The sequence below is a fragment of the Zhongshania sp. genome (assembly GCF_041623545.1).
GTDB lineage: Bacteria > Pseudomonadota > Gammaproteobacteria > Pseudomonadales > Spongiibacteraceae > Spongiibacter.
Genome location: NZ_JBFJWS010000059.1, coordinates 1 through 14,133 on the forward strand (window position 1 = coordinate 1; position 14,133 = coordinate 14,133).

The following is a 14,133-nucleotide window of genomic DNA, read 5'->3' on the forward strand; positions in this document are numbered from 1 at the left end:
ATCCCGGTCTATGGTGGTGTTGTAAACGGTGCCGTCGCGCTTATTGACCAGCGCCGAGGCGCGCAGGGCCACCGTGTCGCTCAAGGGAACATTGCCGGTAAGGGTATATTTAGCGATGTCTTCGTCGCCAGTCACCGCTTCAGCGAGCAATTCTGGATCCTGCGAGGGTTGTACCGATCGAATACTGATCGCCCCAGAAATCGTGTTTTTGCCAAACAGTGTCCCCTGGGGACCACGAAGTATCTCTACCGAGGCAACGTCTAAAAATGCCGCATCTAAAAACGCCAAGCGGCCAAGATAAACACCGTCGAGAAACAGGCCTGCAGATTGCTCAAAGCCCTTATCAAAAGGCGAGCCCAAACCCCGAACCCGTAAACTGGTCAGCGGTGGATGGCTAAACACACTAAGGTTAGGGGTGAAGTTGGCTATGTCAGACATATCGTCAATATTGGCGTCTTGCATTGCCTGTGCACTTATGGCGACCAATGAAATTGGCACATCCTGTAAACTTTCCTCGCGTTTTTGCGCGGTTATAATGACTTCTTCAAGCACAGGCGCGCCCCTTGCTAAAACTTCCTGCCCCGCAAATAGCAGGGCAAAAATACTTAATCGCTTGATCATAAAGACCTCATCGTATTTATTGTAATGTGAATTTCATCTAAAACCGGCGCTGTCTAGGCGCCGCGTTTTGGCGGCAGTGGAATCAGCACTGAGGTTTCAGTTTTGTAGTTTTCATAATTGACATTGCCACCCCATTTTTCGTCGGCCCGTTTTTCCAATAAGGGCACGCCGCTAATACGGGTCAGCAAAAAGACGACGAATAAAGGCGAAATTAAGCTCAGCCATTGCCAACCTTGTAATACCGGCACAGCAATTAAGGCAACGCCACACCACAGTACAATTTCGCCAAAGTAGTTTGGGTGCCGAGACCAGCACCATAAACCAACATTAATAAATTTTCCGGCATTTTCTGTTTTTTTATTGAACGCCGACTTTTGCGCGTCTGCGACAACTTCGAGCGCGAAACCCAATAACCAAACAAGCGATCCGAGTAGCGCCACCATGCCTAACGGTTCACGGTACTGGCTGGTCATGGCGGTCAACGCTGCAATTAATGTGACGAACACCCACAGGCCCTGCAGAGTCCACGTTAGTAAAAACCGCGGAATCGACACCTTGATCAGATCAAAGCGACCATCTTTACCCGCCTGTTTAACCCGCCGAAACAAAAACGGGCCAAGGCGAGCGGCCCAAATCACCACCAGTGCCGCCAGTAGTATCGCGCGGTTATCCAGCCCCAGCTCAGGGTCTGCACTAAGAAACAGCGCCAGCAAAACAATTATCACATAGGTGGCACTGCCGGTGAGGTCGTAATAATGTTCTGTTTGAAAGATATAGGCTGGGATAAATGCCAACCATTGCACGGCAAAAGCGATAACGGCACACACCAGCAAGACTGGATAGTCACCATAGCGCAAACCGCCGTCACCGCCGGCGTATGACAAACCAACGGCAATTGCTATGCAGAGCACAATCAGTCCCGTGCAGATCACTATTTTTTTCATCGTCGTCCCCTCTATTTACCGCAGCCTATACGCAACATCGCACGCTATAGTTCAAATTATTTTTATCATCACTTTGCAGTGACAGAGCCAATTGTTTTCAAGCTTAGTCTGGTGAGAGAAATTCAATGTCGCGACGATCTACGATCTCGCCGCAGCCACCGCACTTCACCTTGATACCTAACTGCGCACCACAGCGTTGGTGCAGTAATCCCGCCACCGCATTGGGGTCGGCTTCCCATTCAACGGCCCACTGGCGCATCGCAATTACAATGGCAAAAAGCGATACCCCTTTCGAGGTGAGTTGATATTCCTCGCGCGGCGGCGAATCTTGGTAGCTTTGGCGCTCTAAAACGGCATTTTCGACCAGCAGGTTTAAACGCGAACTTAAAATATTGGAGGCAATCTGCAATTGCTTGGCAAACCCCTCATAACGTTTGGTACCGAAGAAGGCCGATATCAATAGTAGCAGTGTCCAGCGATCACCAATCAAATCACTTATACCAGCCAAACGCAGATCTGCACTTTCTGACGCCAATGCCGAACGTACCCGCCGCTGACCACTGAGGGACTTAATCTCGTTAATATGCTTACCGCTCTTGACCGCCGATGTCGCAAGCTGAATCTCATCGAGAGCGACGCCCTGCTCACAATAACCGCATACCGCTTGCGGTGCTATTGGCTGCTGACAACAACGGTGAATAAGTTCATTGGGCAAACTAATCGACGCGTTCGGCAACCATTCATGCTCCCACTGCCACGCCAGCAGTGAAACGGGAAACAAACCAGCCCCTTTCGCACTTAAAAAATACTCTTGGCGACTAGACGTTGGTGATGAAGCCCGTTTGATCATAAGTCCCTGGGCAATCAATGCCGCTAGACGCCGAGTCAATGTCGCTTTACTGGCACCGGTGTAGCGCCGAAACTCTTCAAAACGCCGACGACCTAAAAATGCATCGCGCAAAATCAATAGCGACCAACGATCACCAATCACGTCCAAGCTCTCGGCAATGGCGCTGTTAACGACCAGATGATTGCTACTCATATCCCATTTCCGAAATTCCAATATTCAGATCATTATTGACAAAATATAGATTAGTCTCATAATGCAAGCAACTAATAATTACTAATGTACAACATATTTCTAGGACACGATCATGCCCGTCACTTACAAAAACATCGTTAAATCCAGTCTTAAAGCCAGTCACCACCCCTATTTAAATGGCGCCTGGACACCGAATTTTACTGAGTACACTGCGACCGACATGGAGGTTATTGGTCAAATTCCCGACGATATCGACGGTGTTTACATCCGCAACCCCGAAAACCCCGCGCAAGAACCCATTGGCCACTACCACCCCTTTGACGGTGACGGCATGATTCACAGCATGGTTTTTAAAGACGGCAAGGCGGAATACCGCAACCGATTTGTACGCACCAAAGGGTTTAATGCCGAGCAAGAAGCCGGTGAGGCGCTGTGGGCCGGTATTGCCAACAAACCCAGCATGTCAGTAAGACCTGGCTGGGGCGCACAGGGCGGCGTGAAAGACGCCTCCTCTACAGACGTCGTCATTCACGCTGGCGAAGTGGTCTCAACGTTTTGGCAGTGTGGCGATGGCTACCGCTTAGACCCCTATACCCTTGAGCAATTAGGAACGGAAAGCTGGACCCCAATTGACGGCATCTCCGCACACCCTAAGGTAGATGAACGCACCGGCGAAATGCTGTTCTTTAATTACTCCACTTATCCGCCTTACCAACATTACGGCGTGGTCGACCGCAATAACAAACTGGTGCATTACACGCCGGTTCCACTGCCGGGACCTCGACTACCTCACGATATGGCGTTCTCGGAAAACTATTCCATACTTGCCGATTTACCGATGTTTTGGGACCCAGAGTTATTAAAAGAAGGCCGCTATCACGCGGGCTACCACCCCGATATGCCAACCCGATTCGCCATACTCCCGCGCTATGGCAATAGCGACGACATACAATGGTTTGAAGCCTCAGCCACTTTTGTATTGCACTGGATGAATGCCTACGAAGAAGGCGATGAGATCGTCTTAGACGGCTATTTTCAAGACAATCCGGACCCCGAGCCACTGCCTGGCTTACCCAAAGCGGCGGGCAAGATGATGGCGAATATCGACATTCATTCCTTTCAGTCTAAGCTGCATCGCTGGCGTTTTAACTTGAAAACCGGCGCAGTCGAAGAGCAGCGTTTAGATGATCGCGCACTTGAGTTTGGCACCATTAATCAGCAATACGCTGGTCGCAAACACCGCTACATATACTCTGTGTGGGGCGAGCCCAATTGGTTTCTGTTTTCCGGCATGGTCAAGCACGATCTGGACACCGGCGAATCCTGGAGCCTCCCCTTTGGTGAGCAGCGCTTTGGCAGCGAAGCGCCCTTTGCCCCGCGTATCAATGCCAAAGACGAAGACGACGGCTACTTGGTGAGCTTCATTACTGACATGAAGGAAAATCGCTCGGAATGCGTGCTCATTGACGCCAAAGATATTGAGGCTGGTCCAGTTTGCCGCATTATTCTTCCCCATCGAATTTGCAGCGGCACCCACGCGACGTGGGCGAGTGGCGAAAGTATCCGCCGCTACCAAAAATAATGATCAAAAGGAAAAGCCATGCCCAGCGCTATGATAGTTGATGCAGTCAGAATACCCCGGGCCAGTATCCGCGGCGAAGCGGCCTACGCCGCGCTCAAGCCGGTTGACCTGTTGCGACCTTTATTCACAGCCATTGCCGAGCGCAACCAGCTCGGCAGTGCCGAGGTTGAAGATGTACTGCTGGGCTGCTCTACCCAGAGCGGCGATCAAGGTGCGAACATTGCCAAAATCGCCTCACTCTATGCCGGCTGGTCTGATCGTGTTTCCGGCGTGACCTTGAATCGCTTTTGCTGCTCTGGCCTAGATTCGATCAATCTTGCCGCCAGCAAAATTATGTCGGGGATGGAATCAGTTTTAGTGGCAGGTGGTGTTGAGCAACTCAGCGCGGTGCCGATGTTTTCCGATCGTGGCCCTTGGTATAGCGATCCAAAGGTAATGAAAGCGACACGTTTTATGCACATGGGCTTGTCCGCAGACTTGATTGCCAGCCAGCAGGGCTTTAGCCGCGAACAACTTGACGCCTGTGCGCTGCAATCCCATCAGCGCGCCGCTATGGCCGCAGAGAATGCTTACTTTAGCCGTTCACTGATTCCCGTCCGCGACCAAAATAATACGCCCCTGTTGGCAGCTGATAATGCCCTACGCCCGCAATTAAGTCTCGATCAGCTAGCGGCATTGCCCAACAGCTTCACCGACTTTGTCGAACAAGGGCAGCGCCGTGTCGATCAGGTTTACCCAGATACCCGCCTAGTACCACTTCACACCGCGGGCAATTCTCCGGCGCTGGTTGATGGCGCATCGCTACTGTTGCTGGCCAGCGAAGATGCCTGTAAACGTCTGTCACTAACGCCTCGCGCGCGCATTACTCACTACGCCAATGCCAGTGACGAACCCGTCAGAATGCTTACCGGGCACTTACGGGCCACCGAAAAACTCTTCGCTGCTACCGGGCTAAAAGCGACCGACATCGACCTGTGGGAAGTGAATGAATCTTTCGCGGCCAGCGTTTTGTATTTCCAAAAGCATTTCAACATTGCCAACGAGAAATTGAATATTAATGGCGGCGCTATAGCCCTAGGCCACCCCCTGGGTGCTACCGGTGGCAATCTTATGGGAATGTTACTAGACGAACTAGAAAGACAAGATTTGAAACGCGGTATCGTTAGTATCTGTGGCGGCGCGGGTGTCGGTGTTAGCACACTAATTGAACGCCTGTAACGGCGATCACCACCACAGCTAATTGAAAATAAAAGCAGGGAAAATCATGAGCGCACAAAAAGTTTATATCCTCGGTGGTTATCAAAGCGACTTTGCACAAAATATCGCCCGCGCAAATCAGTCTGTTTCAGACTTGTTTGTCGACACCGTGCGTTCGGGCCTTGCGGCGTGCAAACTCGACGCTGCCGAGATAGAGGTCGGCCACGTTGGTAATTTTGTGTCCTCGCTTTTTTCCGGACAGGCTCAGCTCGGCGGTTTTTTCGGCCACGTCGACCCGGCCATGCGCTATATGCCCGCCTCTTCCCACGAAGCGGCTTGCGCCTCGGGCTCAATGGCCATCCTTGCCGCCATGGCCGACCTTGAGGCCGGACGCTACGACACGGCCTGCGTGCTCGGCATTGAAATCATGCGCAATGTCAGCGGCGAACAGGCCGCCGCCAATTTACGCCCCGCCGCCTGGGCTAGCCAAGAGTGGACCGAAACCGATTTCGTTTGGCCCTGCGCATTTAATAATATGCTCGCGCTTTATGAAGAACGTTATTCACTAAACAAAGATTACCTCTACGCTATTTCTAAACAAAACTTTGCCAGCGCGCGCCTCAACCCCAATGCCCAAACGCGTCAATGGCAATTCAAGGACGCCAGTTTCAGCAACGATGAGAGCGCCAATCCCGTTGTCAGCGGCAATATTCGCAAACAAGATTGCGGCCAAATCACCGACGGCGCCGCCGTGGTTTTCTTAGCAACTCAAGCCAAGGCGAGCGAGTACGCCGCCCGCCATAACATAGCCTTAAGTTCAATCCCAACGATTAACGGCTGGGGCCACATCAATGCGCCAATCTCATTCAAAGAGAAATTACGCTTGAGCGAGCCCGAGGGTTTTCTCTTCCCCCATATCAACGCGCTATTCCAACAGACGCTTAAACGCGCAGGCATAAATAGCCTCAGCACCATCGACGGATTAGAAGTCCACGACTGCTTCAATATCACGGAATACATGATTTTGGATCACAGCGGTCTCTATCCGCCCGGCGAGGCGTGGCAAGCCATTGAAAATGGCGATATTAGCCGCAGTGGAAAATTACCCGTTAACATCAGCGGCGGTCTCATGGGATTAGGCCATCCAGTAGGTGCTACCGGTGTGAGAATGCTATTGGACAGCTACAAGCAGATTGCAGGCAGCGCCGGCGATTACCAAATCGACAATGCCCAAAATGTGATGACCTTTAACTTGGGTGGCAGCGCGACGACGTGCGCGAGCTTTATTGTTGGCAAGACGAACACCTAGGATTTGCACAGACGCGTGTGCTCGCAAGGCCTCAGCGACCCCGCGTCACAAGCAGTCAGGCATTCGCGACCAGACTTCCCGCATTATCCAGTAAGCGTCGTGGCGGCTTGTCCCATTTCCCCCAAGCCTTATCGTGAAAGTAAAAAACCACGGTGTTGATCGCGGGCTCGACAAGCGCCATTGCGCCACCTACCAGTACGCTGCCAGTAAATGCGTATGCCACCGAAAAGGCCACGCCAAAGTGGATTGCCGCAAAACTTATCGTCTTTCTCATTGTGGCCTCCTGATATGCCAAGTTATAAATCCACGTCCTTAACAGCCATTTTTTGCTTGGACGATGTAATCATAGCGAGGACCATTCAATAATCAAAAACAATTAAATAGATTAGATTAATAGTTTAATACTATTATAACTAAACACCGTAGCGACGCTCCGTCAGCCCTTCTACAAAAGCTACTCAGTCAGTATTATGTTTTACTCTGTGAAAATTTGGGGCCGGTGCGGGCAGACAATATTTTGGCCCGCGGGGTTCGCGAGGTGCAGAATCAGCAACCTGAACTCGATTCCTTTATCAATAGCCTGCTGTAGACTGCCGATTGCTGACGGCAGCCGCTGCCCGAAAATCGGAGATCCCTTTGCAAAAACTAAGCTCTTACCGCTGTGCAACCGTGAAAGGCAAAGCGGCAATTTCTTTGGCTTGTATCATTATATTTAGCAGCGCCTGCAGTGAAGCACCGAATAGCGCTACAACCAATAAAACCGTGCTAAGTGCCACACAGCAACAAAGCTTAGATGCAGCGCAACAAATGGAAAAGCAATTACAACAAGATCTAGCACGCCGCGAACAACAGATGCGTGACGAGGAAAGGTGAGCATGGCAAAGTTTTGCTGGTTAGCAATTTTTACGGCGACGCTCGTCTGGTCAGGCATTGAGCCCAAAGACAGCTTTACCTGGGCTCTAGAAGTTGCCCCCGCACTCATTGCCCTATTTATATTAACCATTAGCTACCGGCGCTTCCCGCTTACCAGCCTGCTCTACACCTTAATTTTGATTCACAGCGTTATTTTGATGATTGGTGGTCATTATACCTACGCCGAAGTTCCCGCCTTCGATTGGCTAGCAGAACAATTCGGCTGGCAGCGAAACCACTACGACAAGCTTGGCCACTTCGCTCAAGGCTTTGTCCCGGCAATGGTCGCACGCGAATTACTACTCAGGCACCACGTCATCACCAAGCCCAACTGGTTAAATAGCATTATCGTTTTTGTCTGCCTTGGTATTAGTGCCTTTTACGAGCTAATTGAATGGTGGGTGGCTGAGCTGAGCGGGGAAGATGCTGAGGCTTTTTTGGGTACCCAAGGCTATGTGTGGGATACCCAGTCTGATATGGCCATGGCCATGATCGGCGCAATTGTCGCCTTATTAAGCTTGGGCCGAATTCACCAAGGCCAACTCAAATTAATCCGTCAAGGGGGTTCGTAGACCAGGGCGCCCGAAACATTGCCTCCATTTCCAGCTCGGGAACCTCCTCGATACTGCGATAACACCAGTGCGGATCGCGGTCACGATCAATCAAGCGCGCTCGAACGCCTTCTGCGAATTCTGGATCACGTACGCGGTTCGCCGACATAACCAGCTCCATGCGGAACACTTCCAGCAAACTCAGGTTACGGCCCGTTTCTAGCTGGCGAAAAATCAACTTAGCCGTGCTTGCTGCGCCCCTAGCATGACCTTGACCGGCTATTTTCAACCACGAGTTAGCGCCTCGATACCCACAAATACTGTTACTGATATCGATAATCGCGGCCTGATTACAAACGTCGTCAATCCAACCGCGAGAATCCTTTAGCGACGCCGCACCTAGTGTGGCACCTTGCTCAGCCTCAATATCCGTCAAACACTCGGTGAGGCACTCGGCATTCCACTGAGGGTCATCACACCAGTCTAACAACAATAATTGACGCAATACCTGAGCTTTGCTGTTGTCCGCTAGACAATAATCAGCCAGCCCAGCGTAAAGTGCATCGGCAGGCGACAACTCCACGCCAGTCAACGCCGCAAATAAACCGCAGTGTCCCGGCATTTGCCCTAAAAACCAACTCGCCCCGACATTAGGGAACAAGCCAATACTGATTTCCGGCATCGCTAGACGGCTACTGTCCGTCACGATACGGTGGCTGGCGCCCACCATCAAACCCAAGCCCGCCCCCATAACAATCCCATTACCCCAGCAAATTACCGGTTTAGGAAAGGTATGTATGAGATAGGCCGCCGCGTACTCGTGCGCCAAAAACACCTCTGCCTCCACTGCGGCGCCGCCAGGGTTTGCCAGTGCTGACTCGCGTATCCGCAGCGCATCGGCGCCCACGCAAAATCCGCGGTTTCCCGCACCATCGAGAAACACTGCCACCGCCTCACTATCGTCCCGCAGCTCTACCAACAAGCGATGGAGCAAGGTAACAATTTCCAAGGTTAGGGCGTTCATCCGAGCTGGGGCATTCAAGGTAAGGTGCGCAAGATAGCCCCCCGCAGGCAAGGGGTGGCGCTCAAGGCATACTGAGTATTCAACTTGCATTATTACGTCTCCACACAAACCTTGGGGATCAAGCCAAGGGCCAGAGTATGTAATGTAGCAGTATCTCCCCAGACTTGCGCTGGCTCAAGACCTAGCCCGCATTGCCTGCCGACATGGCTAAATCAAGCTTTATACGGGTAAATACCTATGTATACCCCTGCACACCTCACACTAGGCCGTGACAGCCCAGATTGACCGCAGCGTCACTGCCACCACCAAAAGCGGCCAATTGCCCGCCTAGCCGCTTCCGTTATGCTCCGTCGCGTTAACCTACCCCGCATCCTGGGAATTAGTACAGAGGCTCAATATGACCACATTTAAAGCGCCAGTTAGAGACATCGACTTCGTCCTTAATGAAGTCTTAGACTACCAGGCCCACTACCAAACTATTGCAGCGGGCGCCGAAGCTACACCAGATATGGTTGAAGCGATTACATCCGAAGCCGCAAAATTCGCTGAAGAAGTCCTCTCGCCACTCAATAAAGTAGGCGACGAAGAAGGCTGTACCTGGAATGACAGCGAAGTAACCACCCCCACTGGTTTCAAAGAAGCCTACCAAATGTGGATCGACGGCGGCTGGCAGGGTTTGTCACACCCCACCGAATACGGCGGCCAAGGTCTGCCAATGTCTTTGGGTCTGATCAAATCAGAACTCATTGGTACGGCTAACTGGTCTTGGGGCATGTACCCAGGTCTTAGCTTAGGTGCAATGAACACCCTTATTGTTCACGGTACTGAAGAACAGAAAGCCCAATATATGCCCAAGCTCTGTGAGGGCACTTGGACTGGCACCATGTGCCTAACCGAAGCGCACTGCGGTTCTGACCTTGGCCAAATGAAAAGCAAAGCCGAACTGCAAGAAGACGGCAGCTATAAACTCACTGGCAGCAAAATCTTTATCTCAGCCGGCGAGCACGACCTGACCGAAAACATTATCCACATCGTATTGGCACGTACCCCCGGCGCCCCAGAAGGTACAAAAGGTATCTCCTTATTTATTGTGCCCAAAGTGAATGTTAACGCCGACGGTAGCTTAGGCGAGCGCAATAACGTGAAGTGCGGCAGTATCGAGCACAAGATGGGTATTCACGGTAACTCTACCTGCGTCATCAACTTTGACGACGCGACCGGCTATTTGCTCGGCAAGGAAAATGAAGGCCTGAACGCAATGTTCACCTTCATGAACACCGCCCGCATCGGCACCGCAATTCAAGGTCTGGCAGCATCAGAGCTGGCTTACCAGAATGCCCTGCCTTACGCCCTAGACCGCTATTCAATGCGTTCACTGTCTGGCACTAAGAATCCTGACAAGCCTGGTGATGCGATCATTCATCACCCCGACGTGCGCCGTATGCTGCTTACCGCCAAAGCCTTTGCTGAAGGTGGCCGCGCAATGATTTATGACGCCGCAAAATATTCAGACCACATGGTGCAGGCTGAAACTCAAGCTGAGCGCGATGCAGCTGAGAACGAACTTGGCTTTTTAACGCCAATTTTGAAAGCGTTCTTAACTGAAACTGGCCTCGAATCAGCTAGCAACGCGATGCAGGTCTTTGGTGGTCACGGCTATATCAAAGAACACGGCATGGAACAGATTTACCGCGATGCCCGTATTGCCACCTTGTACGAAGGCACCACCGGCATTCAAGCGATGGATTTGATCGGCCGTAAAGTTGTACTGGACGGTTTCAAACTCTACGGCGGTTTCTGCAAAAAGCTGTATAAATTCGGCTTTAAAAACCTAGTTGGTGGAAAACGCCGTGGCTATTCAGCGAAGTTGATCGGCTACACCTTAGCCTGGAACTGGCACACCGTTAAGATGGTTGCCCGCGCCTCTAAGAACCGCGATGCCGTCGGTGCAGCTTCTTATGACTTCCTGATGTACAGCGGCTACCTGTCGATGGCGTACTACTGGGCAAGAATGGCTGAAGTAGCGGCGACTAAGCTGGCTAGCGGCGAAGGCGATGCAGCCTTCTACCAAGCCAAATTAGAAACGGCTGAGTTCTACTTCTCGCGCTTGCTACCGCGTGCCAAAGCGCACGGCGGCTCAATGGGTAGCAGCACCGAAAGTGTGATGGGCATGGACCTAGAACGCTTCACCGTTCGCTAAGCTCAGCATGACTACGCCCAGCATGATTAGGGCGTAGTATTAAAGCCCCGGCGCACATGCTGGGGCTTTAATCATCTACGATACCTACCCGCCCGAAAACCTCACCAAAGCAGCGTTAACTCTAGCTGCAGCGTCCCCCCCTGACTAAACACGACTTAAAACGCCCAGCTACACGCCACTGCCCTGCGCTATTTGCACGCCATTTTCGCTAAAAACACGCACTACTTTTTCAATGTCTGGAGGCCCCTTCGGAATTTGCCTATCAATTGCACGAAATGCGTCAATTGCCCGACCTTTATGGGTGATCTCAAGCATCTCACCGCCACCAGACAAAAAGCTAAATGCATGAATAGTTCCGGCGGGAATTTGAACCAAAGTACCTTCTGAGCAGATTGACGTTTTATTACCGCAAATGAACTCGACCGAGCCCTTTAAGACGTAAAATGATTCATCCCAATCATGGCTATGAGGCGGCGGCCCCATCCCGACGTCACCTTTCTGCAGGGTAATATCTTGCCCATTTTCGAGCTCATTTGCAGAAAGGACCGTAATATCTACACCGATAACCGAAAGCTTTGCTGAGCGATCTTCAGGCCGAAGAATAAATACCTCATTGTTCATGGGGAATTCCCTCTTTTATTGCAATCGTCCATATCAAGTCGCCAGCGAGCGACATCGTCGCATTACTGGCTGATTACTAGTACAGCTCGACATCTATTATTTTTCAAGAGTAGTAGGTATCTAGCAAACGAGAACCCGCGCTGCTAGGGCTTACGAGCCAAAGTGTCGTTTTAAGGTAATCAGTATTGCCAACCTCGCTCATAGCAGAGCCTAAGCTAAAAAAAATCCCCGCAGCGACATGACCGCTGCGGGGATTTTGCTTTCTCAGTAATCAGCACATAAAAATGTGCGTCTGCCGCGCTAGTAGCTTACTTGGGAAACCTGATATGCACTGTTGCTGTGAATATCGCAGGGGTTCGCTACTTCTTCAGTTTGTCCCGGATCGACGCTAAACGACTGGACGCTCATAATCGATTTCTTACTAATATCGTCTTTGTAATAACTAAACACACCACTAATTTTTGTATCGCAGCTATTTTTAACCACAAACCGCGTCGATACCTTATCGTGATTAAAGTAGGCGCAACTGGACTGCTCAGAGTTCGCGGGGAAGCTTTGTACATCCCAGTCTAAACAATGCTCCGGTTCGCCATTTGCAGCTAATGCAGTGGTGCTTAACAAACAAGACAAAAGGCCAGACAGTAATACTTTATTCATGATGTGCTCGCTCTATGTTTACCATACTACTGTTTGGCTAAGCGCTCCCTTCAACAGTAGTGGTGATCCTGAGATGTACAATAGTTAATAATTGAGCAAATTGGCAGTGGGTATTTCCGCTTAACGCCAGCACATCCTCACTACAATAGTTATTAAAATCATTGTGTTAGCTAAATTTAACAGGCTCTAGCATCGGTTAAAAAAGCATCAGATTTGTGACTTCTATCGCAAATAAACAGAACCGTTAGAGCCAAATCATGCAGATTCTTGAGCTATAACGGCCAAAATAAGCCGCTTAAGAAGCCAATCTTTTAGCCCCGAGGTGGTCGTTAAGTCCAAACTCGCCAAAACCTGTGGTGCCACACTACTTAATTTTTGAGGTTTAAGCGCCAATAACAAACTCTGCCACGGTGTCAGGCTTGCAAGGCTTTTCAAAGCTTTAGCCGCAAGTAATTCAATGTCACTAAAGTCGCAGCCGAAGGGGTAGCTGGGCATCATATTGCGAGCTCTTGCCCAGGCGACATCAGCATGAATACGCTCAGGAAAATTTTTGCTAAAAGCGGGTGGTATTTGGTAATTTTCTGCAAGCTTACCAGACGCTTTTGCCGTAATAAGTAAATCTGGCTGAAATCGCGAATCAGCAATATTAATCAGCCCCTTAATAACATCCTCGTCACTTTTGGAACGTAAGTCGGCAATACCGTATTCTGTGATGACAATATCGCGTAAATGGCGAGGTATTGTGCAGCTCCCGTAATTTTCGACAATATTAGATACCACCTCGCCTTTTTCCATTCGCGTTGAACGAATCATTAGTATCGAACGGCCATCGGTTAATTGGTGCGCCATCGCAACAAAATTGTATTGGCCACCCACCCCCGACACCACTTGCCCCGACGCCAATGTATCTGAAGCCACCGCGCCCTGAAGACTGACATTCAAACCGGTATTGATGAAGCGCGCACGGCGACGCTGGGCTTGATATAAGCGCGGATTGAAATCCAATTGATTAATTTTCTCGACGCCGCACATCGCCAGCTTGCCGCGAGCCTCTGGTTCAAGCTCACGTAAGCCGCGATAAAACGCCTCACTTCCTAGGAAAAAGCCACCGTGCAAAACTTTGCCATTGCGCAATGACGAACCCAAACACTTTTCAGCGATTAAGCGCTGACTCATCGGATTAGCCATATTCGCCGAGGCCGACTCGCCATCCGCAGCAATAATATAGCCATCGCGATAATGGCAATGTTCATTGAAATAGCCGTGATACTGCAGAATGGCAAAGTCTTTGCCGCGCAACTCGCGAACGCCAAGCTCGGCCATGGCCTTAATGGTATCTACACTGATTGCCTTTGGCTGGCATATCCCCTCATTGACCAGTATTTGCAAAGCCCAAAAGTCGTAGACTTCGCGTTTTAAAATTCCGCTGTTAAAAAGCTGCCAAAATCCCTCTACAAACATCTCGGTAGCGCC

Annotated in this window: 14 protein-coding genes; 6 read left to right on the forward strand and 8 right to left on the reverse strand. The window is 50.8% G+C overall.

Annotated features, from left to right (window positions below):
• The 3 genes from ABYT30_RS08165 to ABYT30_RS08175 form a co-directional block, all read right to left on the reverse strand.
• Positions 1-621: TonB-dependent receptor plug domain-containing protein (locus ABYT30_RS08165; RefSeq protein WP_373095950.1), on the reverse strand; the 621-nt coding region annotated here is incomplete at its 3' end.
• A 53-nt stretch (positions 622-674) separates the two neighbouring features.
• The gene (locus ABYT30_RS08170) at positions 675-1,565 is read right to left on the reverse strand and encodes a DUF1295 domain-containing protein (RefSeq protein ID WP_373095952.1); all 891 of its coding nucleotides are present in this window, start codon (positions 1,563-1,565) and stop codon (positions 675-677) included.
• 103 nt (positions 1,566-1,668) lie between these two features.
• Positions 1,669-2,607: a winged helix-turn-helix transcriptional regulator gene (locus ABYT30_RS08175; protein WP_373083596.1), complete on the reverse strand. Its 939-nt coding sequence runs from the start codon at positions 2,605-2,607 to the stop codon at positions 1,669-1,671.
• Positions 2,608-2,719: 112 nt separating this feature from the next.
• On the opposite strand from ABYT30_RS08175, the gene ABYT30_RS08180 reads away from it, so the two are divergent.
• From ABYT30_RS08180 to ABYT30_RS08190, 3 genes are read left to right on the forward strand one after another with little or no spacing between them, the layout of a single operon-like run.
• The gene (locus ABYT30_RS08180; protein WP_373095953.1) at positions 2,720-4,189 is read left to right on the forward strand and encodes a carotenoid oxygenase family protein; all 1,470 of its coding nucleotides are present in this window, start codon (positions 2,720-2,722) and stop codon (positions 4,187-4,189) included.
• A gap of 18 nt (positions 4,190-4,207) precedes the next feature.
• Positions 4,208-5,407, forward strand: coding sequence for an acetyl-CoA C-acyltransferase (locus ABYT30_RS08185; protein WP_373095954.1), 1,200 nt, complete (start codon positions 4,208-4,210; stop codon positions 5,405-5,407).
• A 46-nt stretch (positions 5,408-5,453) separates the two neighbouring features.
• Entirely contained in the window at positions 5,454-6,695 is a 1,242-nt protein-coding gene (locus ABYT30_RS08190; RefSeq protein WP_373095956.1) for an acetyl-CoA acetyltransferase, read from the forward strand.
• Between the two features lie 55 nt (positions 6,696-6,750).
• On the opposite strand, the gene ABYT30_RS08195 is transcribed toward ABYT30_RS08190, so the two are convergent.
• The gene (locus tag ABYT30_RS08195; protein WP_373084579.1) at positions 6,751-6,969 is read right to left on the reverse strand and encodes a DUF2061 domain-containing protein; all 219 of its coding nucleotides are present in this window, start codon (positions 6,967-6,969) and stop codon (positions 6,751-6,753) included.
• Positions 6,970-7,331: 362 nt separating this feature from the next.
• Here ABYT30_RS08195 and ABYT30_RS08200 point away from each other — a divergent pair, with 362 nt between their 5' ends.
• Both ABYT30_RS08200 and ABYT30_RS08205 read left to right on the forward strand, forming a co-directional pair.
• Complete coding sequence (locus tag ABYT30_RS08200) at positions 7,332-7,568, forward strand: hypothetical protein (RefSeq protein WP_373081433.1); 237 nt, start codon at positions 7,332-7,334, stop codon at positions 7,566-7,568.
• Between the two features lie 2 nt (positions 7,569-7,570).
• Positions 7,571-8,179, forward strand: a complete 609-nt coding sequence (locus ABYT30_RS08205) for a DUF2238 domain-containing protein (protein WP_373095957.1) — start codon at positions 7,571-7,573, stop codon at positions 8,177-8,179.
• Here ABYT30_RS08205 and ABYT30_RS08210 read toward each other — a convergent pair.
• A complete protein-coding gene (locus ABYT30_RS08210; protein ID WP_373095958.1) occupies positions 8,151-9,272 on the reverse strand; it encodes an enoyl-CoA hydratase/isomerase family protein in 1,122 nt (373 codons plus the stop codon). The two genes, ABYT30_RS08205 and ABYT30_RS08210, sit on opposite strands and share 29 nt — an antisense overlap.
• A 307-nt stretch (positions 9,273-9,579) precedes the next feature.
• Here ABYT30_RS08210 and ABYT30_RS08215 point away from each other — a divergent pair, with 307 nt between their 5' ends.
• Complete coding sequence (locus ABYT30_RS08215) at positions 9,580-11,382, forward strand: acyl-CoA dehydrogenase C-terminal domain-containing protein (protein WP_373081427.1); 1,803 nt, start codon at positions 9,580-9,582, stop codon at positions 11,380-11,382.
• A 168-nt stretch (positions 11,383-11,550) separates the two neighbouring features.
• Here ABYT30_RS08215 and ABYT30_RS08220 read toward each other — a convergent pair whose 3' ends face one another.
• The 3 genes from ABYT30_RS08220 to ABYT30_RS08230 all read right to left on the reverse strand — a co-directional run.
• Complete coding sequence (locus tag ABYT30_RS08220; protein WP_373081425.1) at positions 11,551-12,003, reverse strand: cupin domain-containing protein; 453 nt, start codon at positions 12,001-12,003, stop codon at positions 11,551-11,553.
• Positions 12,004-12,303: 300 nt separating this feature from the next.
• Complete coding sequence (locus ABYT30_RS08225) at positions 12,304-12,660, reverse strand: hypothetical protein (RefSeq protein ID WP_373081423.1); 357 nt, start codon at positions 12,658-12,660, stop codon at positions 12,304-12,306.
• A 255-nt stretch (positions 12,661-12,915) separates the two neighbouring features.
• The coding region (locus tag ABYT30_RS08230) for an acetyl-CoA hydrolase/transferase C-terminal domain-containing protein (RefSeq protein WP_373095960.1) at positions 12,916-14,133 on the reverse strand (1,218 nt) is incomplete at its 5' end.

Coding starts and splice junctions, on each gene's coding strand:
- ABYT30_RS08195 (WP_373084579.1), bottom strand. CDS start 6,969: ATGAGAAAGACGATAAGTTTTGCGGCAATCCACTTTGGCGTGGCCTTT.
- ABYT30_RS08185 (WP_373095954.1), top strand. CDS start 4,208: ATGCCCAGCGCTATGATAGTTGATGCAGTCAGAATACCCCGGGCCAGT.
- ABYT30_RS08220 (WP_373081425.1), bottom strand. CDS start 12,003: ATGAACAATGAGGTATTTATTCTTCGGCCTGAAGATCGCTCAGCAAAG.
- ABYT30_RS08175 (WP_373083596.1), bottom strand. CDS start 2,607: ATGAGTAGCAATCATCTGGTCGTTAACAGCGCCATTGCCGAGAGCTTG.
- ABYT30_RS08205 (WP_373095957.1), top strand. CDS start 7,571: ATGGCAAAGTTTTGCTGGTTAGCAATTTTTACGGCGACGCTCGTCTGG.
- ABYT30_RS08210 (WP_373095958.1), bottom strand. CDS start 9,272: ATGCAAGTTGAATACTCAGTATGCCTTGAGCGCCACCCCTTGCCTGCG.
- ABYT30_RS08225 (WP_373081423.1), bottom strand. CDS start 12,660: ATGAATAAAGTATTACTGTCTGGCCTTTTGTCTTGTTTGTTAAGCACC.
- ABYT30_RS08180 (WP_373095953.1), top strand. CDS start 2,720: ATGCCCGTCACTTACAAAAACATCGTTAAATCCAGTCTTAAAGCCAGT.
- ABYT30_RS08190 (WP_373095956.1), top strand. CDS start 5,454: ATGAGCGCACAAAAAGTTTATATCCTCGGTGGTTATCAAAGCGACTTT.
- ABYT30_RS08170 (WP_373095952.1), bottom strand. CDS start 1,565: ATGAAAAAAATAGTGATCTGCACGGGACTGATTGTGCTCTGCATAGCA.
- ABYT30_RS08215 (WP_373081427.1), top strand. CDS start 9,580: ATGACCACATTTAAAGCGCCAGTTAGAGACATCGACTTCGTCCTTAAT.